This window comes from Sphingomonas metalli (assembly GCF_014641735.1).
GTDB lineage: Bacteria > Pseudomonadota > Alphaproteobacteria > Sphingomonadales > Sphingomonadaceae > Sphingomonas > Sphingomonas metalli.
In genome coordinates this window covers 806,145-827,318 of the sequence record NZ_BMIH01000001.1, presented here as the reverse complement: position 1 = coordinate 827,318, position 21,174 = coordinate 806,145, and the positions used below count along the sequence as shown (strand labels likewise).

The 21,174-nt window shown below is 69.3% G+C and carries 19 protein-coding genes and 1 tRNA gene; 11 read left to right on the top strand and 9 right to left on the bottom strand.

The genetic code is table 11. From position 1 onward, the window contains the following. Positions 1–11 precede the first annotated feature (11 nt). The 6 genes from IEX18_RS04175 to IEX18_RS04150 all read right to left on the bottom strand — a co-directional run bounded on the left by IEX18_RS04175 (position 12) and on the right by IEX18_RS04150 (position 6,203). Complete coding sequence (locus tag IEX18_RS04175; protein WP_188657365.1) at positions 12–632, bottom strand: response regulator transcription factor; 621 nt, start codon at positions 630–632, stop codon at positions 12–14. After that, the gene (locus IEX18_RS04170; protein ID WP_188657363.1) at positions 629–874 is read right to left on the bottom strand and encodes a hypothetical protein; all 246 of its coding nucleotides are present in this window, start codon (positions 872–874) and stop codon (positions 629–631) included. The genes IEX18_RS04175 and IEX18_RS04170 overlap by 4 nt, the downstream gene beginning before the upstream one ends. Before the next feature lie 241 nt (positions 875–1,115). Next, a complete protein-coding gene (gene paoC / locus IEX18_RS04165; RefSeq protein ID WP_188657361.1) occupies positions 1,116–3,344 on the bottom strand; it encodes an aldehyde oxidoreductase molybdenum-binding subunit PaoC in 2,229 nt (742 codons plus the stop codon). Continuing rightward, positions 3,341–4,306 carry an FAD binding domain-containing protein gene (locus tag IEX18_RS04160; RefSeq protein WP_188657358.1) on the bottom strand — a complete coding sequence of 322 codons (966 nt, stop codon included), beginning with the start codon at positions 4,304–4,306 and terminating at the stop codon, positions 3,341–3,343. Before IEX18_RS04160 ends, paoC begins: the two co-directional genes overlap by 4 nt. Continuing rightward, positions 4,303–4,965 (bottom strand): aldehyde dehydrogenase iron-sulfur subunit PaoA, encoded by a 663-nt coding sequence (paoA, locus tag IEX18_RS04155; protein ID WP_188657836.1) that lies wholly within the window; start codon positions 4,963–4,965, stop codon positions 4,303–4,305. The genes IEX18_RS04160 and paoA overlap by 4 nt, the downstream gene beginning before the upstream one ends. Positions 4,966–5,117: 152 nt before the next feature. Then, positions 5,118–6,203 carry an extracellular catalytic domain type 1 short-chain-length polyhydroxyalkanoate depolymerase gene (locus tag IEX18_RS04150; RefSeq protein WP_188657356.1) on the bottom strand — a complete coding sequence of 362 codons (1,086 nt, stop codon included), beginning with the start codon at positions 6,201–6,203 and terminating at the stop codon, positions 5,118–5,120. Positions 6,204–6,393: 190 nt separating this feature from the next. On the opposite strand from IEX18_RS04150, the gene IEX18_RS04145 reads away from it, so the two are divergent. The 5 genes from IEX18_RS04145 (at position 6,394) to proC (ending at position 10,136) form a co-directional block, all read left to right on the top strand. Next, positions 6,394–7,500 (top strand): S-(hydroxymethyl)glutathione dehydrogenase/class III alcohol dehydrogenase, encoded by a 1,107-nt coding sequence (locus IEX18_RS04145; RefSeq protein ID WP_188657355.1) that lies wholly within the window; start codon positions 6,394–6,396, stop codon positions 7,498–7,500. A gap of 432 nt (positions 7,501–7,932) precedes the next feature. Continuing rightward, positions 7,933–8,451 carry a TspO/MBR family protein gene (locus IEX18_RS04140; protein ID WP_188657353.1) on the top strand — a complete coding sequence of 173 codons (519 nt, stop codon included), beginning with the start codon at positions 7,933–7,935 and terminating at the stop codon, positions 8,449–8,451. A gap of 23 nt (positions 8,452–8,474) precedes the next feature. Further along, entirely contained in the window at positions 8,475–8,741 is a 267-nt protein-coding gene (locus IEX18_RS04135) for an accessory factor UbiK family protein (RefSeq protein WP_188657351.1), read from the top strand. 91 nt (positions 8,742–8,832) lie between these two features. Further along, a complete protein-coding gene (locus IEX18_RS04130; protein WP_188657350.1) occupies positions 8,833–9,342 on the top strand; it encodes a type III secretion system chaperone family protein in 510 nt (169 codons plus the stop codon). Continuing rightward, on the top strand, positions 9,339–10,136 hold the full coding sequence (gene proC / locus IEX18_RS04125; RefSeq protein WP_188657349.1) for a pyrroline-5-carboxylate reductase: 798 nt from the start codon (positions 9,339–9,341) through the stop codon (positions 10,134–10,136). The genes IEX18_RS04130 and proC overlap by 4 nt, the downstream gene beginning before the upstream one ends. A gap of 4 nt (positions 10,137–10,140) precedes the next feature. On the opposite strand, the gene IEX18_RS04120 is transcribed toward proC, so the two are convergent. Next, positions 10,141–11,691 carry a cation:proton antiporter gene (locus tag IEX18_RS04120; protein ID WP_188657348.1) on the bottom strand — a complete coding sequence of 517 codons (1,551 nt, stop codon included), beginning with the start codon at positions 11,689–11,691 and terminating at the stop codon, positions 10,141–10,143. Positions 11,692–11,911: 220 nt separating this feature from the next. Between IEX18_RS04120 and IEX18_RS04115 the strand changes: the two genes are divergently transcribed. The 3 genes from IEX18_RS04115 (at position 11,912) to IEX18_RS04105 (ending at position 13,953) form a co-directional block, all read left to right on the top strand. After that, on the top strand, positions 11,912–12,262 hold the full coding sequence (locus IEX18_RS04115; RefSeq protein WP_229664353.1) for a hypothetical protein: 351 nt from the start codon (positions 11,912–11,914) through the stop codon (positions 12,260–12,262). A 63-nt stretch (positions 12,263–12,325) separates the two neighbouring features. Next, positions 12,326–13,672 (top strand): mechanosensitive ion channel, encoded by a 1,347-nt coding sequence (locus IEX18_RS04110; RefSeq protein ID WP_188657347.1) that lies wholly within the window; start codon positions 12,326–12,328, stop codon positions 13,670–13,672. Continuing rightward, the gene (locus tag IEX18_RS04105) at positions 13,669–13,953 is read left to right on the top strand and encodes a CsbD family protein (protein ID WP_188657346.1); all 285 of its coding nucleotides are present in this window, start codon (positions 13,669–13,671) and stop codon (positions 13,951–13,953) included. The genes IEX18_RS04110 and IEX18_RS04105 overlap by 4 nt, the downstream gene beginning before the upstream one ends. A 66-nt stretch (positions 13,954–14,019) precedes the next feature. On the opposite strand, the gene IEX18_RS04100 is transcribed toward IEX18_RS04105, so the two are convergent. Further along, entirely contained in the window at positions 14,020–14,508 is a 489-nt protein-coding gene (locus IEX18_RS04100) for a MarR family winged helix-turn-helix transcriptional regulator (RefSeq protein WP_188657345.1), read from the bottom strand. Between the two features lie 64 nt (positions 14,509–14,572). Between IEX18_RS04100 and IEX18_RS04095 the strand changes: the two genes are divergently transcribed. Beyond that, positions 14,573–15,664, top strand: coding sequence for a branched-chain amino acid aminotransferase (locus tag IEX18_RS04095; protein WP_188657344.1), 1,092 nt, complete (start codon positions 14,573–14,575; stop codon positions 15,662–15,664). 47 nt (positions 15,665–15,711) lie between these two features. Beyond that, positions 15,712–15,786: transfer RNA gene (locus IEX18_RS04090), tRNA-Gln, on the top strand. 48 nt (positions 15,787–15,834) lie between these two features. Here IEX18_RS04090 and IEX18_RS04085 read toward each other — a convergent pair. Beyond that, positions 15,835–17,718 carry a glycoside hydrolase family 35 protein gene (locus IEX18_RS04085; RefSeq protein WP_229664352.1) on the bottom strand — a complete coding sequence of 628 codons (1,884 nt, stop codon included), beginning with the start codon at positions 17,716–17,718 and terminating at the stop codon, positions 15,835–15,837. 323 nt (positions 17,719–18,041) lie between these two features. On the opposite strand from IEX18_RS04085, the gene IEX18_RS04080 reads away from it, so the two are divergent. Beyond that, positions 18,042–21,134, top strand: a complete 3,093-nt coding sequence (locus IEX18_RS04080) for a glycoside hydrolase family 2 TIM barrel-domain containing protein (RefSeq protein WP_229664351.1) — start codon at positions 18,042–18,044, stop codon at positions 21,132–21,134. The last annotated feature ends 40 nt before the right edge of the window (positions 21,135–21,174 follow it).

The window sequence follows — 21,174 nt, the reverse complement described above, 5'->3', positions numbered from 1 at the left end:
AAGTTAATGATTCATATGAGAACCGGGGTCAGGCCTGCCGCGATGCCCATGCGGATCGCCATGGCGAGCGAGGGCGCTTCCAGCTTGTCCATCACCCGCGCCCGGTGGATCTCGACGGTGCGGACGGAGATGGCCATGCGCGTCGCTGCCTCCTTGTTCGACAGGCCGTCGATCATCGCGGTGAGTACCTGCTGCTCGCGCGGCGGCAGCAAGGCGACGGCGGCGCACGCCTTGCGAATCGCGATCTGATGGCGGCGCCGGGCACGCCCCTGCTCGATCGCACGAAGGATGGAACTCGCCCAGCGTTCGCCGTCATCCGGCTTGGGCACGAAATCGATGGCGCCCGCCTTGAGACTGGCGACGGCCTGTTCGACCGCCGCGTTCCGTGCGGTCGCCACGACGGTCATCGCGGCGGGGGGCGCAACGAGGCGCCGGATCGCCGCGACGCCGTCGAAGTCCGCCAGTCCGGTCTCGACGACGATGCATTCGGCAGCGGGCGTCGCGACCCGATCCAGATCCGATTCCGGCGGGAACACGATGGTTTTCACCCCATGCGGGGCCAGAATGTCGGCCAGCACCCCGAAGAAGGCGGCGTCCCGATCAAGGATGTGCACCGCCGCGCCCGGCATCATCCAGCGGCTTTCCGCTCGTCGCGATGACATTGCGCCCGCAGGCTGCCGGGCCCGCGATGCTCGCCGACCTCGTCGTCGACAATAGCGTTCGAGGTTTCCGTACGGTTACCGAAATTCCTCATGTTCTGCCGGACGCCCGAATAGTTATGGTGAACATCTAATTGCCGGATCGAGTCTCCGAAACGCAGGGTCTTACGGCCGGGAAAGGTCCGATCGTCCGCAAACATTGGCAGCAGTAACATCCCTTAGCGCTTCATGCGACGCCGACGAGGATCGGCGAACTGCTATAGTATCTAACTACCAGCTTCGCGGGCGGCAACCGGACGTCGGCCCGTGCGAACGTCAAAATGGCACAGTGACAATTGCGGTGTTTGGGTCGGATACGGAAAGGGACGCGCTTTCGTCATGAAAACCCGTCCCTTGCGCGAATGCGAACTGCTGTTAACGTTAGCAAGTTCTCGGCGGTCCAAGCATCTTCATTGATCAGACCTGCGTCTGAATCGCAGCGAGCTTTGCCAGATGCTTGTCGAGCGTGATCGGATAGTCGCGGATGCGCACGCCGGTGGCGTTGTAGATGGCGTTGGCGATCGCGCCGCCGACCCCGCACAGACCCAGTTCGCCGACGCCCTTGGCCTTCATCGGCGAGGAGATCGGGTCCGTCTCGTCGAGGAAGATCACCTCCTGATGCGGGATGTCGGCATGGACCGGCACTTCGTAGCCGGCGAGGTCGTGATTGACGAAGAAGCCGAAGCGGGTGTCGACCGCCAGCTCTTCCATCAGCGCGGCGCCGACGCCCATCGTCATCGCGCCGATGACCTGGCTGCGCGCGGCGATCGGGTTGAGGATGCGCCCGGCCGCGCAGACCGCGAGCATGCGGCGGACACGCACCTCGCCGGTCCAGCGGTCGACGCCGACCTCGACGAAATGGCCGGCGAAGGTCGACTGCTGGTAGCGCTTGGCGAGATCGCCATATTCGATTCCGTCTTCCGCCGAGAGGCCGTTCTCGCCCGCCGCCTCGGCCAGCGACACGCTGCGGTTGCCGCTGCGCACCTTGCCGCCCTCGAACGTCACGTCGCCCGAGTTGAAGCCGAGCCGCTGCGCGACGCTCTCGCGCAGCTTCATGCAGGCGGCATAGACGCCGGCGGTCGAGTTGTTGGCGCCCCATTGCCCGCCCGACCCGGCGGATGCGGGAAAGTCGCTGTCGCCGAGCAGCACGACGACCTTGTCGAGCGGCACGCCCATCGTCTCCGCCGCGGTCTGGGCGATGATCGTATAGGTGCCGGTGCCGATGTCGGTCATGTCGGTCGCGACCGTCACCACGCCCTTGCGGTCGATGCCGACCCGCGCGGCGGACTTCATCAGCAGATTGTTGCGGAAGCCCGCCGCGACGCCCATGCCGATCAGCCACTGGCCGTCGCGCACCTGGCCCGGCTTCGCCTGCCGCCTGTCCCAGCCGAAACGGGTGGCGCCGAGGCGCAGGCATTCGACCAGCTGGCGCTGCGAGAATTTGCGATCGGGCTTTTCCGGATCGACCTGCGTATCGTTGCGGATGCGGAACTCGACCGGGTCCATGCCCAGCTTCTCCGCCATCTCGTCCATCGCGACTTCGAGCGCCATCAGCCCGGGCGCCTCGCCCGGCGCGCGCATCGCATTGCCCTCGGGCAGGTCGAGCACGGCGAGCCGCATCGCGGTCAGCCGGTTGGCGCCGGCATAGAGGAGCTTGGTCTGCGACACCGCCGTCTCCGGCCCGCCGCCGGGCAGGTCGCCCGAGCCGCTTTCATGCGCGATCGCGGTGATCCGGCCGTCGCGCCCGCAGCCGATGCGGATGCGCTGCACCGTCGCCGGGCGATGCGTGGTGTTGTTGGGCATCATCGGCCGGGTCAGCGCGACCTTGACCGGGCGTCCGGCCGCCTTGGCGCCCAGCGCCGCCATGATCGCGTCGGCGCGGACGAACAGCTTTCCACCGAACCCGCCGCCGACATAGGGCGAGACGAGGCGGACATTCTCTGCCGGGATGTTGAGCGTGCGCGCGACATCGCCCTTGCCCCAGGCGATCATCTGGTTCGAGGTCCAGAGCGTCAGCCGGTCGCCGTCCCATGCCGCGGTGGAGGCGTGCGGCTCCATCATCATGTGGCTCTGGTCGGGCGTGGTGTAGCGCGCGTCGAGCTTCACCGGCGCGGCGGCGAAGGCGGCGTCGAAGTCGCCGACCCGGTCGATCGGCGGGGCGCTGCTGCCCTCGCCGCTGCTGTCGCCCTTGAGCGGCGCGGCCTTGAGCGCGCTATCGAGGTCGAACCGCCCCTTGGCGCGGGCATAGTCGATGCGGATGAGGTTGGCGGCGGCGCGCGCCTGTTCGAAGGTCTCGGCGACCACGACCGCGACCGCCTGGTGATAATGCTCGATCTCCGGCCCGCCGAGCAGCCTGGCGGTGTTCATCCGCCCCTTGCCGAGCTTGCCGGCATTGTCCGCGGTGACGATCGCGAGCACGCCCGGCGCGGCCTTCGCCTCGGCGAGGTCGATGCTGCGGATGCGGCCCTTGGCGATGCCGGCGCCGACGACATAGCCATAGGCGGCATTGGGCGCGACGTCGTGCCGTTCATAGGCATAGGGCGCGGTGCCGCTGGTCTTGAGCGGCCCGTCGATCCGCGGGGTCGGGCGGCCGACCACCTTGAGCTGGTCGATCGGATTGGTGCCCGCGGGCGTATCGAACTTCATGCCGCTGCCTTCCCGGCCTTCGCCTCTGCCATCGCCGCGGCGAGCGTGCGCTCGACCAGCGGCACCTTGAACGCATTGTCGCGCGTCGGCCTCGCGCCGGCGAGCATATGGTCGGCGACCGCCTTGCTGCCGCGGGGCATCGCCGCTTCGGCGGCCTCGACCCGCCAGGGCTTGTGCGCGATGCCGCCGATCGCGGCCCGGCCGCGCCCGTCGGGCTGGATCACTGCCGCGACCGAGACGAGTGCAAAGGCATAGGAGGCGCGGTCGCGCACCTTGCGATAGACATGCTGGCCGCCGAGCGGGGCGGGCAGGGTGACGGCGGTGATGAATTCGCCGGGCACCAGCGCGGTCTCGACATGCGGAGTGGTGCCGGGCAGGCGGTGGAACTCGGCCATCGGAATGGCGCGGGTCGTGCCGTCCGCCTTCACCGTCTCGACCGTGGCATCGAGGACGCGCAGCGCGACGGCCATGTCGCCGGGATAGGTGGCGATGCAGGCCTCGCTCGACCCGATCACCGCCAGCTGGCGGCTGTACCCGCCGATCGCCGCGCAACCCGAGCCGGGCCGCCGCTTGTTGCACGCCTGGTTGGTGTCGTAGAAATAGGGACAACGCGTCCGCTGGAGGAGGTTGCCCGCGGTGGTGGCCTTGTTGCGCAACTGGCCGCTCGCCCCCGCGACGATGGCGCGGCTGAGCACCGCATAGTCGCGGCGGACACGCGCGTCGCTGGCGCAATCGGTGTTGGACACGAGCGCGCCGATCCGCAGGCCGCCCTGCGGCGTCGCCTCGATCCGGTCGAGCCCGGTGCCGTTGACGTCGATCAGGTGGCGCGGCACCTCGATCTCGAGCTTCATCAGGTCGAGCAGGTTGGTGCCCCCGGCGATGAACTTCGCGCCGGGCGTGCGCAGCGCCGCGCGGGCCGCGTCGGCCGGGGTCGTAGCGCGTTCGTAGGTGAAGGGCTTCATGCGTCGACCCCTTCCGACGGAAGACCGGCGACGTCGCTCATCGCCTCGATGATGTTGGAATAGGCGCCGCAGCGGCAGATATTGCCGCTCATCCGCTCGCGCATCTCGCCCGCCGACAGCGGGGGCTTGCCGGCGATGTCCGTGGTGACGTGGCTGGGAACGCCCGCCTTGATCTCGCCCAGCACCGCCACCGCGGAACAGATCTGGCCGGGGGTGCAATAGCCGCACTGATAGCCGTCATGCTTGACGAAGGCGGCCTGCATCGGGTGCAGCGCGCCCGGCCGGCCGAGCCCCTCGATCGTGGTGATCGAATCGCCCTCGTGCATAACCGCGAGCGACAGGCAGCTGTTGATCCGCTTGCCGTCGACCAGCACCGTGCACGCGCCGCACTGGCCATGGTCGCAGCCCTTCTTGCTGCCAGTCAGGTGCAGATGCTCGCGCAGCGCATCGAGCAGGGTGGTGCGGGTGTCGAGCTCCAGCGTCCGCCGCTTGCCGTTGACCTCCAGCGTCACCGGCATCGTCGTCGGCTGCGGGATCGTCGCCGCCGCGCGCCGCTGCGCCTCCGCCTCGCCGGCGTCCATGCCGCTTACCGCGACCGTCGCCGCGCCGCCCGCGAGCACGCCGCGGCGGGACACCTGAGCACCATCGCTCTCCTCCATCATGTCACGAATTCCTTTGCGAAGGCGTTCCTTGTCGCGCGTTCGCGCGAACAGGAAAAGCCCTGACGGCACCGTCCGACTATCGACCTGGACGGTGGATCAATGTCTTGTGTCGGAAAAGGCTCCGTGCGGTCCCGCACCGGAGCGGCCGGCTACCGCATCAGGCCGGCGGCGCGCAGGGCCTTCTCGATAACGTCCTGCAGTCCCTGGGCCGCGGCGGCCGGCCGAGGAGGCGGCGGCGCGGCCGTTGGTTTGCGCGGGGCGGGCGCGGTCGCGGCAAGGGGCGCGAGCCCCCAGCCGCGCGCGATGATCGCGCTGCTTGCGATGCCGACGTCGAGCATGAACGGCCCGGCCGCGCCCAGCCGGTCGGTGCCGTTCGGGTCGATCGGGACGCCATGGCCCATGCCCTCGACGCTCCAGGTCTCGACCAGCGGCTCACCCGACGCATCCTCCCAGCGGCGATGATGCCAGTTGCGGCCATGCTCGCTATGGTTCGGTGCGAGGGGCAGGCCGTGGACGGTCCGCCATTGCGCCGCCAGCCGCTCCATATTGCCGTCGACCACGGTGCGGTCGTCGGTGCCGTGCCAGATCGCGACGCGCGGCCAGCGCGCGGGATCGTGGCCCGGGGCGGCGCGCACGGCGGCGGCGGCAGCGGCATCGTCGCTCCAGCCATGGCCGCGCATCCGGTCGAGCGCCTGCGGCACGCCGCTGGCGGCGCGATAGGGGAGGCCGCCGATGATCGCACCCGCGGCGAACAGTTCGGGCCAGGTCGCCAGCATCACCGCGGTCATGGCCCCGCCCGCCGACAGGCCGGTGATGAAGACCCGCGCCGGATCGAGCCGGTGGCGGACCAGCATCGCCTGGACCATCTGCGCGATCGATTCGGGCTCGCCGCCCAGCCGCGCCATGTCGCCGGGCTCGAACCAGTTGAAGCAGCGATTGGCGTTGTTCGCCTGACGCTGCTCGGGCACCAGCAGCGCGAATCCGGCCCGGTCGGCCAGAGCCGACCAGCCGGTGCCATGGTCGTAGCCCGCGGCGGTCTGGGTGCAGCCGTGCAGCGCCACGACCAGAGCCGCGCCGTCCTCCAGCCCGGCGGGGACGTAGCAGAGGCCACGCAACTGGCCCGGATCGCTGCCGAATTCGGTCAGGTCCGTCAGCCGGTCGGCCCCGTCGGGCAGGGACGAGGCGGGCTGATGCGCGGCCGCCAGCCGGGCGATGGTATCCGAGACGCGCCGCATGGAAGCTCCTTTTCGCGCGATCGTGCCACCGAACGCCGCCCCGCAACAGAAGGCATGGACACATAATAGACGATTGCTGCGATGCACAATGGGTCAGCACCCGGATCGTTCCGCGGTGCTGGCCGGTTGAAGCCGCCGTCGTGCCCCGGTTATCGGGCGACCGACGCAAATCCGGACAAGGACAATCCCGATGAAGACCCGCGCCGCCGTTGCATTCGAGGCGAAACAACCGCTCGAGATCGTCGAACTCGACCTCGAAGGTCCGAAGGCCGGCGAGGTGCTGGTCGAGATCATGGCGACCGGCATCTGCCACACCGACGCCTATACGCTCGACGGCTTCGACTCCGAGGGGCTGTTCCCCAGCGTGCTCGGGCACGAGGGCTGCGGCGTGGTGCGCGAGGTGGGCGCGGGCGTGACCAGCGTCGTGCCGGGCGACCATGTCATCCCGCTCTACACGCCCGAATGCCGCCAGTGTAAGTCGTGCCTCAGCCAGAAGACCAACCTGTGCACCGCGATCCGCGCCACGCAGGGCAAGGGGCTGATGCCCGACGGCACCAGCCGCTTCAGCTACAAGGGGCAGCCGATCTTCCACTATATGGGCTGCTCGACCTTCTCGAACTTCACCGTGCTGCCCGAGATCGCGGTGGCGAAGATCCGCCCCGACGCGCCGTTCGACACCAGCTGCTATATCGGATGCGGCGTCACCACCGGCGTGGGGGCGGTGGTCAACACGGCCAAGGTGGAGCCGGGCGCGACGGTGATCGTGTTCGGGCTGGGCGGGATCGGGCTCAACGTGATCCAGGGTGCCAGGCTGGCGGGCGCGCACCGCATCATCGGCGTCGACATCAACCCCGATCGCGAGGAATGGGGCCGCCGCTTCGGCATGACCGACTTCGTCAACCCGAAGGATGTGGGGGAGATCGTGCCGCATCTGGTCGCGCTGACCGATGGCGGCGGCGACTATACGTTCGACTGCACGGGCAATACCGTGGTGATGCGGCAGGCGCTGGAGGCGGCGCATCGCGGCTGGGGCGAGTCGATCATCATCGGCGTCGCCGAGGCGGGCAAGGAGATCGCGACCCGCCCCTTCCAGCTCGTCACCGGGCGCGTCTGGAAGGGCACTGCGTTCGGCGGCGCACGCGGGCGGACCGACGTGCCGAAGATCGTCGACTGGTATATGGACGGGCTGATCGCAATCGACCCGATGATCACGCATCGCCTCAGCCTCGACGAGATCAACAAGGGCTTCGACCTGATGCACGCGGGCGAGAGCATCCGGAGCGTGGTGGTGTATTGAGGGCGGCAAAGGCGGCACTGGCGGGGCGTCTTACCTGCCCCTTCCGTCGCCGTCGCGAAGCTTCTGCGAACGTCGCGATGTTGCCCGATGTTCGACGGTGATCCCGGACGAGTTCCAGGATCCGCCGTTCCGCGCGGTCACCGGCGCGGGCGCTTGCAGTGCCGTGAGTGCCGGAACAGGTCCGGCATGACGGAGCGACGCTTGCAGAGGTTTCGCCGGCATGGCGAACCCGCCCGTGCAACGATCCCGCCGCCGCAAAAATGTCCCGATCGGAAGCGGCAGCAGCATAAAGTTGCTCCACCTGTCCCGTTTTGCGGCCATGCTGGCCGTTGCCGCGTTGCAGGTGTTCGGGCAGAGATGCGCCGCCCGCTGGCCGGGCGCATGACGATGGGAGCAACTGTGGCGGAATTGGCGTCGAAGGGTCAGCTCAGGATGTCGTTCCTGCGGTGGGCGGTCGTCACCGTGCCGCTGATCCTGCTTCTGGGTTTCGCCTCGGGCCGCTCGGTCGCCGCCGGCAGCGAGAATGGCTGGTACCTGTCGCTCGCCAAGCCGTCGGTGAACCCGCCCGACTGGGTGTTCCCGGTCGTATGGACGACGCTGTACGTGCTGCTGGGCCTGGCGCTCGCCATCGTGCTGCATGCGCGCGGCGCGCGGGGGCGGTGGCCGGCCGTCGGCATGTTCGTGCTCGCCTTCGCGCTGTCGCTGGCCTGGACGCCGCTGTTCTTCGGCGCACACAAGATCGACGCGGCGCTGGCGCTGATCGGTGCGATGCTGGCGACCGGGATCGTCGCGACCGTGCTGTTCGGCCGGGTGCGCCGCGCGGCGGCGTGGCTGATGGTGCCCTATCTCGTCTGGATCAGCTTCGCCGGGGTGCTGACCTGGTCAATCGGCCAGCTCAATCCGGGCGGGCAAGGGGTTGCGCCGCCCTCGCGCACGTCCCAGATGCTGTAAAAGAGACTTCGAACGGACATCCCATGCAGACCGACAACCGCATCCTCGACGACATCGCCAAGGTCATCAACGGCTTCGCCGGCACCGTCGCAGGGATGGGCCGCGAGGCCGAGGCCGGTGCGCGCGAGCGGGTGCGCGAATGGGTCGGCGGGCTCGACTTCGTCAGCCGCGACGAGTTCGAGACGGTAAAGGCGATGGCGGTCGCCGCCCGCGACGAGGCGGACGCGCTGCGGGCGCGGCTGGATGCCCTGGAGGCGAAGGCGAACGCCGGGAGCGCCCCGGCCGCCTGACGTCGCGCCAAGGGGCGCAGTATCGCTGCCCCGTCGCGTCCGCCGTTTCGCCGAAACTTTCGCATGGTCGCGTCCTGTGCGAAAAGGAGCCATGGCCATACTCGACCCCCACGATCCCGATCAGGAAGACGCCGCCCCGATCGACATGCTCGAATCCTATTATGCCGCACATGGCTGGGACCATGAGCGGCAGGACGAGGAGATCGTCGCCTCGGTCAAGGGCAGCTGGGCGACCTATGAGCTGCGTGCGCTCTGGCGCGAGGAAGACAGCGTGCTGCAGTTCCTCGCCTTTCCGGACATCAAGGTGCCCGAAGACCGGCGCGCGGCGATCTACGAGGCGATCGGGCTGGTCAACGAGCAGCTGTGGATCGGCCATTTCGAGCTGTGGTCGTCCTCCGGCATCCTCCTGTTCCGCCATGCGGCGATGATCGATGGCGACGAGGACCGGATCCTGTCGCTCGGCGGTGCGGAGCTGCTGGTCGAATCCGCGATCGAGGAGTGCGAGCGCTTCTATCCGGTGTTCCAGTTCGTGCTGTGGGGCGGCAAGTCGCCGCGCGAGGCGCTGGCCGCCGCGCTGGTCGAGACGCAGGGCGAGGCATGAGCTTTCCCGCCGGGCCGCTCTGGATGATCGGGTGCGGCAATATGGGCGGCGCGATGCTGCGGCGCTGGGTCGCGGCCGGGCTCGATCCCGCACGGGTCACGGTGATCACGCGGTCGGGCCGCGAGCCCTTGCCGGGCGTCCGCTCGCAGACCGCGCTGCCGGCCGACGAGGAGCCGGCCACGCTGGTGCTCGCGCTCAAGCCGCAGCAGATCGACCAGATCGACGTCGCGCATCTGCGCCCGGCGCTGCTCGTCTCGATCCTGGCGGGGGTCGAGGAAGCGGCGCTCGCGGTGCGGATGCCGGGCGCGCGGGCGATCGTGCGCGCGATGCCCAACCTGCCGGTCGCGATCGGCCGCGGCGTGACGGCGCTCTACACCAGCAGCGCCGATCGGGAGGCGCGTGCCGTCGCCGAGGCGCTGGCCGCGCCGCTGGGGCTGGTGGAATGGGTGGCGGACGAGGAGGCATTCGGCGCGGTCACCGCGCTGGCGGGCTGCGGCCCGGGCTTCGTCTTCCGCTTCGCCGATGCGCTGGCCGAGGCCGGGGTGCGGCTGGGCCTGCCGGCGGACCAGGCGCTGCGGCTGGCGCTGGCGACGCTCGACGGATCGGCGGCGATGGCGCGGGATGCCGAAGCCTCGCCGGCGACCCTCGCCGACCGGGTGGCGAGCCCCGGCGGCTCGACGCGCGAAGGGCTGAACGTGCTCGATGCCGATCACGCGCTGGTCGAGCTGATGGCGCGGACGCTGGCCGCGTCGGCGCGGCGCAACGCCGAGATGGCGGCAGCCGCGCGGCGCTAGGGTCCTAGACCGCGTCTTCGGTGGTCCGGCTCATCGCCAGGCGGATCTGCTCCTCCTCCAGATCCAGCTCCTGCGTCAGCGTCGCCAGGGTCTCGCCGTCGAGATCGCTGCGCTGCGCCTTCAGCCCCTCGCGTGCCTGATGGATCGCGCGCAGCTTGGCGTCGAGAAAGGCTTCGAGCAGCGCGCGGTCGGCCAGGGCGTCGCCGATCGAGGCCGCCTGGCGCTGGCGGTATCGCGCCACCGCCGCATCGACGCCGTCCGCGCCCGGTATGACCCCGGCGATCGCCGCGGCGACCATCTCGCGCGCCGCGACGGTCTCGGGCGTGACCGCCGCGATGGCGGGGTCGCGGATGTCGAACCAGCCGATCAGCAGCTTGAGCGTCGTGCCCTGCACCACCAGCGTCGAGAAGATCGCGCAGAAGGCGAGGAAGATGATGATGTCGCGCTCCGCAAAGGCCGCGGGCAGCGCCAGCGCGGCCGCAAGGCTGACGACGCCGCGCATGCCCGACCATGAGATGATCGTCGGATAGCTGAGGGGCGGGGTGAAGCTGCCCCCGCGGATCACCGCGACCAGCGCGGAGGCCGGATAGAAGGTGAGGAAGACCCAGGCGAAGCGCGAGACGATCAGCACCGCCGATACCGCCCCCGCGAGCACCAGCAGCTCGGTCGTCGGGTAATCCGTGAGCCGGCTGACGATGCCGCGCAATTGCAGGCCGACGATCAGGAAGACGAGGCTCGACAGCACGAACTCGACCAGCTCCCAGGCGCTGTTCGTCTCCAGCCGGGTGCGCGCCGCGAGTTTCAGCTGCGCGCGTCCGATCAGACCGCCGCAGGCCACCGCCCCCAGCACGCCCGATCCCCCCAGCCATTCCGCGGCCAGGTAGCTGAGAAAGGCCGCGAGGAAGGAGGCGACGATTTCCAGGAAACGATCTTCCAGATGCAGCATGGCCCAGTTCGCGGCCATGCCCGCGGCCAGGCCGACGCCTATGCCGAGGACGGCGGGGAGCAGGAAGGAGGCGAGCAAACCGTCGAGCCGGAAGGCTCCCGCCAGCGTCGCGGCGACGGCGATCCGGTAGAGGACCAGCGCCGACGCGTCGTTGATCAGGCTCTCGCCTTCGAGCACCGCGACGATCCGCTTGGGCAGCTTGAACCGCTTGAGGACCGAGGTCGCCGCGACCGCATCCGGCGGGGCGACGATCGCGCCCAGCGTCACCGCCGCCGGCCAGCCGAGCCCCGGGATCAGCTCGCGCGCGACGACGGCCACCGCCGCCGCGGTGAAGAGCACCGCGCCGAAGGCGAGCAGGATGATGAAGACGATGTTCGACCGGAACTCGCCCCAGTCGGTGCGCAGCGCGCTCGCCTGGAGCAGCGGCGGTAGGAACAGGGCAAGCGCCAGTTCGGGCTCCAGCTCGACCGTCGGCAGGCCGGGGATGAAGGCGAGGGCCATGCCGCCCAGCACCAGCATGACCGCCGGCGGCACGCGCAGCCGGTTCGCGGCCAGCGTCAGCAGCAGCGAGGCGGCGATCAGCAGCAGGATCATCTCGAGTGTCGGCATCGGCACCTGTTCTTGTCGGTCTCGCCAAAGGTCGGCGCGCCGGAACAACGCCGCTCGGCACATTTGCGGCCAATCCGCCGGGACTGTGCAGCCGAGCGGCAAGTCCTCGACCACGAAATCCCGTCGGATACAGTGCAAGTTCGGCGCTTTTTGGTGCAAAAATACCAGGAAATCCATGCTGCGCCACGGGTTCATGTCTCCTCGAACAGGGAGATGCGCAGTGACGACTGGTAAGGTGGCCGCGATGGCGGCGTTGATGCTCGGTGCGGCCACCAGCGGGTGCGTCAACCCCTCGGCCCGGATCGCCGGCGCCCTCGAGGGCTATGGCTTCCAGCCGGACCAGTCGCAATGCGTCGGCGATCGGCTGGAGGCGAACCTGTCCATCGGGCAGCTCCAGCAGCTCGGCCGCGCCGCCCGGGCGGCGCGCGAAGGCGACACGACGCCCGGCCGGCTGACCGCGAGCGACTTCATCCGCGTCGCCGGGCAGGTCAAGGATCCCAAGGTGCCGATCGAGGTCGCCAAGGCGGCCGCGGGCTGCGGCATCATCACCGGCACGCCTCCCGCATTGTGAACATTCGCGCGGGTGCGACCCGGACGGCCGCACCCGATCTACCAACAGGGACCAGATCAGATCATGGATGACGTGACCTATGCGGGCGACACCGTCGTGTCGAACACCCGCGAATTCGGGAGCCAGCTGCTCCTCTATGTCGAGCAATGGGGGCCGCGGATCGTCGCGGCGCTGGTGATTCTCGGAATCGGCTGGCTGATCGCGCGCGGCGCCAAATGGGGCGTGGCGAAGCTCGTCAACCGCACGCCGCTGGCCGCCCATGCCAATGCGCCGGGGCTCGACGCCCGCCATCCGGACACGATCGGCGCGCAGGTGGGCGACGCGGCCTATTGGGTCGTGCTGCTGATCGCGCTGTTCCTCGCCACCCAGCCGCTGGGGCTGGCCGGCGCGACCGGTCCGCTCGGCGAGATGCTGCGCGGCTTCGGCCAGGCGGTGCCGCACATCATCGGCGCCAGCCTGATCTTCTTCCTGGGCTATGTCCTCGCCAAGGTCGCGCGCAAGGCGGTCGAGGCGGTGGTCACCGCCAGCCATGTCGAGCGCTTCTCGGCGCGGATCGGCGGCGACAGCCCGGCCGACCCGACGATGCTGTCGCGCACCCTGGGCGCGATCGTCTTCGCCCTGATCATCATCCCGGTCGCGATCGCGGCGCTCGACACGCTCAACATCGCCGCGATCTCGCAGCCGGCCACCGCCATGCTGCGGATCATCCTCGACGCGATCCCGCACGTCATTGCCGCAGGGCTGATCATCGCGGTCGCCTATGCGATCGGCCGCTTCGCCGCGCGACTGCTCAGCCAGTTCCTCGCGACCACCGGGTTCGACCGGGCGATCGGGGCGACCGGCATCTGGCAGCAGACCGCGAGCGCGGCCGGTACGCCGGCCACGCCGTCGAAGGTCGCGGGGACCGGCGTTTTCGTCGCGATCCTGATCTTCGGCCTGATGGAGGCGTTCCGCCAGCTCAATTTCGCCTATGGCTCGCGCATCATGGCCGAGGTGCTGGCGCTGTTCGGCCAGGTGGTGTTCGGCGCGATCATCATCTTCGCCGCGGTGGTCATCGCCCGGCTGATCGGACGGGCGATCGCGAGCAGCGGCCAGCCGGGCACCCGCATCGCCGCGCCGGCGGTACGGATCGCGATCATCATCCTGGGCACCGCCATCGGCCTGCGCTTCATGGGCCTGGCCGACGACATCATCACCATGGCGTTCGGGCTGCTGCTCGGCGCGGTCGCGGTCGCCTTCGCCCTCGCCTTCGGGCTGGGCGGGCGCGAGCCGGCCCGCCGCGCGGTGGCAAGGCTGCTCGACCGCGACGCGACCGCCGCCACCACCCCGGCCACGGATACGACGCGCGCCAGCGACGTTTCGCCCGTGATCCATTCCACCGACACCTTCAACGAAGGAGATTATCGATGAACACCGATACGCTCACCGGCACCACCACCGATCTCGGCGGCAAGCTGAAGGAAGGTCTCGGCGCCGCGCTTGGCGACAAATCGCTGCAGGGCGAGGGCAAGGCCGACCAGCTCGACGGCAAGGTGCAGAAGGGCTTCGGCGAGGCCCGCGATGCGGTCGAAGGCACGATCCGCCCGGTGATCGACTATGCGCGCCAGTTCATCCACGAGCGGCCCTTCGCCGCCGCGGCGCTGGGCGGCGTGCTCGGCATCGCGGTGATCAACACGCTGCGCGGCAAATAAGCCTTCGCTGCGGAGCGGAAGGGGCGTCTGGTCGGGCGCCCCTTTTTCGTTGGCGGCGCCCGGGCTTCAGTCGCGCAGCGAGACGACCTGCGAGCGTTCCGACTGGGGAATCATCCCCTCCAAGACTGCCCAATAGCCCGCGACCGCATCCGGGCCGGCGGCCACATAGGCGGCCGACATGCGCTGGCGGATCTCGTCGAACAAGGCCGCCTCCAGCGCGGCGCCTTCCGGCGTCAGGCGCAGCAGCCGCTGGCGACGGTCGCGCTCGCCCGGCCGCACCTCGACCAGCCCGCGCGCGGTCAGCTCGTTGAGCACCCGGCCGAGCGACTGTTTGGTGATCGCCAGCAGCGACAGGAGCTCGCTCACCGTCAGGTCGGGCTTGCGCGCGACGAAATAGAGCGCGCGATGATGGGCACGCCCCAGCCCCTTGGCCGCGAGCATCTGGTCGGTCGACCGGGTGATGTGGCTGTGGCCGAAATAGAGAAGCTCCATCCCGCGCCGCAATTCGGGCTCGCGGAGGAAGAGGGCGGGCGTGGAAGGTGCTGCGGCAGCCATGTTGACCGGTTTAACCAGCCGCCCTACGCGTCCGCAACCCGCCACGACATGAGATTGCCTGAAAATGTCTGCCGACGTGCTTTCCTTTCGCCATGAGGCCCATCAGGCGCCCGTCGCCGCGGCGGAGCGGGCGAAGCGGCTGATCGATCCGGGCTTCGGCCGCGTCTTCACCGATCACATGGCGGTGATCCGCTTCTCGGACGAGAAGGGCTGGCACGACGCGCATATCACGGCGCGCGCGCCGCTGCCGGTCGATCCGGCCTCGTCGGTGCTCCACTATGCGCAGGAGATCTTCGAGGGGCTCAAGGCCTATCGCCTCGCCGATGGCGGGACCGCGCTGTTCCGGCCCGACGCGAATGCGCGCCGCTTCCAGGATTCGGCGCGGCGGCTGGCGATGCCCGAACTGCCCGAGTCCCTGTTCGTCGAATCGATCGAGCGGCTCGTCGCGGCCGATCGGGACTGGGTGCCGGGCGGCGAGGGCGCGCTCTACCTGCGGCCCTTCATGTTCGCGTCGGAGGTCTTCCTGGGCGTGAAGCCGGCGGCCGAATATCTCTACATGGTCATCGCCTCGTCGGTCGGCGCCTATTGGAAGGGCGGAATGCGGCCGATCGCCGTCTGGGTCAGCCGCGAGCATACGCGCGCCGCCGCCGGCGGCACCGGCGCCGCCAAGTGTGGCGGCAACTATGCCGCCAGCCTGATCGCGCAGAAGGCGGCGATCGGGCAGGGATGCGATCAGGTCGTCTTCCTCGACGCGGTCGAGCGCCGCTGGGTGGAGGAACTGGGCGGCATGAACCTGTTCTTCGTGATGGACGACGGATCGCTCGTCACGCCGCCGCTGACCGGCACGATCCTGCCCGGCATCACCCGCGATTCGCTGATCGCGCTGGCGCGCGACGCGGGCCTGACGGTGCGCGAGGAGCCCTATGCGATCGACCAGTGGCGCGCGGACGCGGCGAGCGGGCGGCTGGTCGAGGCCTTCGCCTGCGGCACCGCCGCGGTCGTCACCCCGGTCGGCCGCGTGGTCGACGCGGAGGGCGATTTCAGCATCGGCAGCGGCGGCACCGGGCAGACCACCCAGCGCCTCCACGACGCGTTGACCGCGATCCAGCGCGGCGCTGCGCCCGACCGCCACGGCTGGCTGCGCCGGCTCGACTGATCGCCGTTGCAACCGGGCGGGCCACCCGATATGGCCCCGCCCTCTGCTGGGGCGTCGCCAAGCGGTAAGGCAACGGTTTTTGGTACCGTCATACGCAGGTTCGAATCCTGCCGCCCCAGCCAGTGTCAGCGAACCCCCGGCATGTTCCCCGGGGGTGCCGCCCGCGCCCGCTACTGCGCCTCCCGCTCCGTCGTCACCTTCCCCCAGATCGGCCCGGTTACGGTCGCGATCCGGTCGGTGGCGTCGCCGGTCAGGTCGAAGGCGAGGAGGCGGTTGGCGCCCTTTTGCAGCCAGGGTGCGGGCGCGTAGAGCGTGTGGACGGGACCGATCGACCAGAAGCGGCCGAGATTCTTCCGGCCGAGCCACAGCTGTCCCTTGTGCAGGCCGCGCATGTCGAGCCAGGTGTCGGCCGGCCGGTCGACCGTCATCTCCAGCTCGTAGAAGCAGGGGCCGGAACAGGGTTCGGGCGTCAGCTTCAGCGAAGACAGGTCGTCCATCGGCAGGCGGAACATCGCCCAGCCGGTCAGCGGCGCGCCGTCCAGGCTGACCTCGCCCGTCAGGCCGGTCTGCTCGGTGCGGATCGCGTGCGAATAGTTCACGCGGCCGGTATTCTCGACGAGGATGTCGAGCGTCGCCGGCCCCGCCGGGCGCGGCAGATCGATCGACTCCTGCCCCAGCCTCCGGTCGAGCGTGCCGATCAGCTTGCGATCGAGATAGACCTGCGCATAGCTGTGCATTCCCTTGAGCAGGAGCCGCCCGCCGCGCCCCGCGGCGAGCGGGGTCCGGTAGAGGACATAGCCGTAATTCTGGTCGAGCTCCTCGAAGGTCATCGGCCGCTCCGCGCGCACGGGCGCGGGCAGGTTGCGCCACAGCGACGCGCTGCGCCGGACGGGAGAGACCGGGAAGCTGGCCGCCCGCGTCACGGCCGGCGCGGGCGCCGCGGGCTTGCCGGTCGCCTCTGCGATCACTTGGGCGAGCAGCGCGTATTTGTAGCGCGGATTGCCCCCCTCATCGAGCGGCGCGTCATAGTCATAGCTGGTGGTGTCGGGATGATAGTCGGTGCCGGTGTGCGAATCCGCCCCGTTCATCCAGCCGAAGGTGGTGCCGCCGTGGAACATGTAGAGCGACACCGAATAGCCGCGCGCCAGCATGTAGCGGAGCTCTTCGGCCTCTTTCCGCCCGTCGGTCTCGTGATGGTCCTCGCCCCATTTGTCGAACCAGCCGGCCCAATATTCGCCGACCATGCGCAGCCCGCCGGGCCGGTAGGCCTCCAGCTTCGCGACCGCATTGGGCGCGCCGCCCGAGCCGAAATTGACCACCGAGGGAAGATGCGGCAGCGATCCCTTGGCAAGGTCGCCCGCCTGGTTGGAGGTGAAGAGCAGCCCGTCCGCCAGCCCCGCGCGGCGATAGCTCGCTTCCAGCCCCTCCAGATAGGCGCGATCGCTGCCGAAGGCGCCATATTCGTTCTCCAGTTGGACCGCGACGATCGGCCCGCCGTTGCGCAGCAGCAGCGGCTTCACTTCCTGTCCCAGCCGCACCAGCCAGCGCTCCACGGCCTGCGTATAGGCCGGGTCGGTCGAGCGGAGGACGAGCTTGCGGTCCTTGAGCAGCCAGGCGGGATAGCCGCCCAGCTCCCATTCGGCGCACACATAGGGGCCCGGGCGCAGGATCACGTCCAGCCCCTCGGCCTGCGCATCGCGGAGGAAGGCGGCGAGGTCGTGCTGGCCGGTGAAGTCGTACACGCCCGGCCGCGGCTCGTGCGCGTTCCAGAAGGCGTAGGTGGTGATGGTGTTCAGCCCCATCGCCTTCGCCTTGCGCAGGCGGTCGCGCCAGTAGGCGCGCGGGATGCGCACATAGTGCATCTCGGCGGAAATGACCTGATGCGGCTTGCCGTCCTTCAGGAAGCCCGTGCCGCTGACGGTGAAGCTGTGCGCGGGCCGTTCCGCCGGCGTCGCCACCGCCGGCGTCGCACCGTTCTGCGCCATGGCAGGCGACGCGAGAGCTGCCGCCATCAGGATCCCGGCCGTGCCGCGCCATGCTCGAATCATCATCATCCTCTGTGTCTGTAACGTCGTCGGTCGATCGCGGACGGCGCAATGTCTAGCGGATCCGGGCAAGTCTTGCGAGCTGCGGGTGATCGATAACGTGCCGTTCCGCAAAGACCGAATGAAACTGGAAGAAGTATAGTCACTTGGTCCGCACAGACCATTGCTTGAACCGCACGGAACGGCTCGCGTCGCAGCACGGATCGGCTGCCACCGCATCGCGCGAAGGCGAGTTGATGGAGCGGGCGACCGCGCCTATACGCAACCGTATACCATTGTCGCCCGAGGTCAACGGACCCGGGCGATCCGCAGAAAGGTCGGACATGCGCGCGTTGAGGCTCGGATCCCTGTTGCTCGGCACCGCACTCAGCGCCGCCGCGCCGGCCGCCCAGCAGGAGCCGGCCGAATGGGAACGGCCGGAGGTGATCCGCCAGGGCGCCGAACCGATGCATGCGACGTTCGACGGGTTCGAGACGCGGCGCGGCGCGCTGTCGCGCGACGTCCGCCAGTCGCGCTACCATCTGTCGCTCGACGGCGACTGGTCGTTCAAACTGTCGCCGACTCCGGAAGAGCGTCCGGTCGACTTCTACAAGCCCGGTTATGACGTGTCGGGCTGGGGCAAGATGGTCGTCCCCGGCATCCTGCAGGCGGAGGGCCATGGCGGCCCGGTCTTCGTCGGCAGCGGCTATCCCTTTCCGCGCAACCAGCCCTTCATCGACCACAAGCTGAACGAAGTCGGCTCGTACCGCCGCGACATCGTCATCCCCGCGCATTTCGCCGGGCGGCGCCTGCTGCTCAACATCGGCGCGGCGGGTGCGGCCTATTATCTCTGGGTCAACGGCCAGCGGATCGGTTATTCGGAGGACTCCAAGCTTCCCGCCGAATTCGACATCACCGCCGCGGCGCATCCCGGCCGCAACGTCGTGGCGATCGAACTCTATCGCTATGCCGATGGCAGCTATCTGGAAGACCAGGACTTCTGGCCGGTCAACGGGATCGAGCGCAGCATCACCCTCTATGCCGCGCCGCAGACCCATCTTCGCGACCTCGGCATCGAAGCGGGGCTGACCAACGGCTATCGCGACGGCACGCTCTCGCTGGTCGCCGATGTGGAGAAGGGCGCCGGCCTTCCCGATACGCCCGTCAAGGTCCGCTACTCGCTGTTCGACGGCAAGCGCATCGTTGCCGCGCCGATCGTCAAGTCCTCACCGGGCCGGCTGACGGTCAAGACCGAAATACCCGGCGTGACGCCGTGGAGCGCGGAGGATCCGCACCTCTACACGCTGCTCGTCGAGCTGCTCGACGACAAGGACAGGCTGATCGAGGCCACCAGCCGCCGCATCGGCTTCCGCACCGTGGAGGTCGCGGGCGGCGAGGTGCGGGTCAACGGCCGCCGCGTGATGATCCGCGGCGTCAACCGGCACGAGCATGATCCGCGCACCTTCCGCATCGTGTCCGAAGCGACGATGCGGCGCGACATCGAGCTGATGAAGCAGGGCAATATCAATGCCGTGCGGACGTCCCACTATCCCAACGATCCGCGCTGGTACGACCTTGCCGACGAATATGGCCTCTATGTCATGGACGAGGCCAATATCGAGAGCCACGGCTATCTCTCGCTGACCCAGGAAAAGGGCGATCCGACGCTCAACCTGGGGCACAAGCCCGAATGGGCTGCCGCGCATCTCGATCGTGTTGCGCGGATGGTGGAACGCGACAAGAACCACCCCTCGATCATCTTCTGGTCGCTGGGCAACGAAAGCGGTGTCGGCCCGAATTTCGAGGCGGCGGCGAAATGGGTGCGACAGCGCGATCCGTCGCGGCTGATCAGCTTCCTCGGCTATAGCATGAGCGGCTGGCGGCACCCGACCAACGCCTATGTCGATATCTTCGCGCCGATGTACGACGACGTCGTCAAGATCGCCGACTATGCCCAGCGGCCGGAATTCACCCAGCCGCTGATCCTGTGCGAATATGCGCATGCGATGGGCAACAGCCTGGGCAACTTCCAGGAATATTGGAACACCTTCCGCCGCTATCCCAAGCTTCAGGGCGGCTTCATCTGGGATTGGGTCGACCAATCGATCTACCAGAAGGACGCGGCTGGCCGCAATTTCTGGGCGCAGGGCCCCAATTTCGAGAACAAGGGCGGCGACGACAGTCCGGTCGGCGACGGCGTGGTCGGCGCGGACCGGGTGCCGGACCCCGAATATTACGAGATGGCGAAGGTCCAGTCGCCGATCGCCTTCGTCCCCGCGGCGGCGGGCTATGCCGTCGTCAACCGCCACGACCATATCGACCTGTCGCGCTTCACCATCGACTGGACCGCGATGGAGGATGGCGTGGCCGTGGCGCAGGGCAGCATCGCGACGCCGTCGGTCGCGCCGGGCGGATCGGGCGCGCTCGACTTCGTGCCGCCGCCGGCGAAGGACCCGGCGGCCGAGCGGATCCTGGTGCTGCGCGCCCGCGCCAGGGCGGGGGCGATCCCCGGCGTGGCGGCGGGGCATGTCGTCGGGTGGGAGCAGTTCGCGCTGTCCGCGTCCCGTGCCTTGCCCGCCGCGACGCGATCCGTCACGCCGGTCGAGGCGGGCGAGGTGCTGCGGCTCGCCGCGGGCGACGCCGTGCTGGAGATCGATCGCAAGACCGGCCTCGTCCGCCGCTACGCGCGCAACGGTGCGACGCTGGCGACGGGCGGCGCGCCGAGCTTCTGGCGTGCGCCGACCGACAACGACATCGGCGCGGGAATCCCGCAGAGCCATGCGATGTGGAAGAGCTTCTCGGAGAACCGGCGGCTCGACGCGATCGAGATCGCGGACGACGCGATCACCGTCCACCACGACATGGGCGTAGGCGCGGTGAAGATGGTGACGCGCTGGTCGATGGCGCCCGACGGCACGGTCCGCGCCGATGTGCGCTTCACGCCCGTGCGCGACAATCTGCCCGATCCGCTCCGCGTCGGCCTGACCTTCGCGACCGCACCGGCGCTCGACCAGGTCCGCTGGTTCGGCCGGGGACCGCAGGAGACCTATGCCGACCGCAAGACGGCGGGGCTGGTGGCGCGGTGGCAGGGCGCGCTGGCGGATCAGTATTACAACTATGCCCGGCCGCAGGAGTCCGGCACCAAGCAGGACGTCCGCTGGCTGGAGCTCACCGGCGCCGCGCGCGGCGGCTTCCGCGTCACCGGCGCGCAGCCGCTCTCGGCCAACGCGCTCGCCTTCCCCTATGGCGACCTGATGCAGAAGCCCGCCGGCCAGGCGCACAGCAGCGATATCCGCCCGCATGGCGACGGCACCCTGCTGGTCGATGCGGCGCAGGCGGGGGTGGGCGGCGATACCGGCTGGAGCCTCGATGGCAGACCCCATATGCCCTATCGTATCCCGCTCAAGCCATTGAGCTACAGCTTCACCTTCGGCCAGCCGGGCTGACGCGACGCCCGGCGGCGGGTCATCCACCCCGGGAACGGAG

What these genes read in the sequence shown, in the direction of transcription:
- IEX18_RS04175 (WP_188657365.1), bottom strand. Translation starts at nt 632, where the DNA reads ATGATGCCGGGCGCGGCGGTGCACATCCTTGATCGGGACGCCGCCTTC.
- IEX18_RS04170 (WP_188657363.1), bottom strand. Translation starts at nt 874, where the DNA reads ATGTTACTGCTGCCAATGTTTGCGGACGATCGGACCTTTCCCGGCCGT.
- paoC (WP_188657361.1), bottom strand. Translation starts at nt 3,344, where the DNA reads ATGAAGTTCGATACGCCCGCGGGCACCAATCCGATCGACCAGCTCAAG.
- IEX18_RS04160 (WP_188657358.1), bottom strand. Translation starts at nt 4,306, where the DNA reads ATGAAGCCCTTCACCTACGAACGCGCTACGACCCCGGCCGACGCGGCC.
- paoA (WP_188657836.1), bottom strand. Translation starts at nt 4,965, where the DNA reads ATGGAGGAGAGCGATGGTGCTCAGGTGTCCCGCCGCGGCGTGCTCGCG.
- IEX18_RS04150 (WP_188657356.1), bottom strand. Translation starts at nt 6,203, where the DNA reads ATGCGGCGCGTCTCGGATACCATCGCCCGGCTGGCGGCCGCGCATCAG.
- IEX18_RS04145 (WP_188657355.1), top strand. Translation starts at nt 6,394, where the DNA reads ATGAAGACCCGCGCCGCCGTTGCATTCGAGGCGAAACAACCGCTCGAG.
- IEX18_RS04140 (WP_188657353.1), top strand. Translation starts at nt 7,933, where the DNA reads ATGTCGTTCCTGCGGTGGGCGGTCGTCACCGTGCCGCTGATCCTGCTT.
- IEX18_RS04135 (WP_188657351.1), top strand. Translation starts at nt 8,475, where the DNA reads ATGCAGACCGACAACCGCATCCTCGACGACATCGCCAAGGTCATCAAC.
- IEX18_RS04130 (WP_188657350.1), top strand. Translation starts at nt 8,833, where the DNA reads ATGGCCATACTCGACCCCCACGATCCCGATCAGGAAGACGCCGCCCCG.
- proC (WP_188657349.1), top strand. Translation starts at nt 9,339, where the DNA reads ATGAGCTTTCCCGCCGGGCCGCTCTGGATGATCGGGTGCGGCAATATG.
- IEX18_RS04120 (WP_188657348.1), bottom strand. Translation starts at nt 11,691, where the DNA reads ATGCCGACACTCGAGATGATCCTGCTGCTGATCGCCGCCTCGCTGCTG.
- IEX18_RS04110 (WP_188657347.1), top strand. Translation starts at nt 12,326, where the DNA reads ATGGATGACGTGACCTATGCGGGCGACACCGTCGTGTCGAACACCCGC.
- IEX18_RS04105 (WP_188657346.1), top strand. Translation starts at nt 13,669, where the DNA reads ATGAACACCGATACGCTCACCGGCACCACCACCGATCTCGGCGGCAAG.
- IEX18_RS04100 (WP_188657345.1), bottom strand. Translation starts at nt 14,508, where the DNA reads ATGGCTGCCGCAGCACCTTCCACGCCCGCCCTCTTCCTCCGCGAGCCC.
- IEX18_RS04095 (WP_188657344.1), top strand. Translation starts at nt 14,573, where the DNA reads ATGTCTGCCGACGTGCTTTCCTTTCGCCATGAGGCCCATCAGGCGCCC.
- IEX18_RS04085 (WP_229664352.1), bottom strand. Translation starts at nt 17,718, where the DNA reads ATGATGATGATTCGAGCATGGCGCGGCACGGCCGGGATCCTGATGGCG.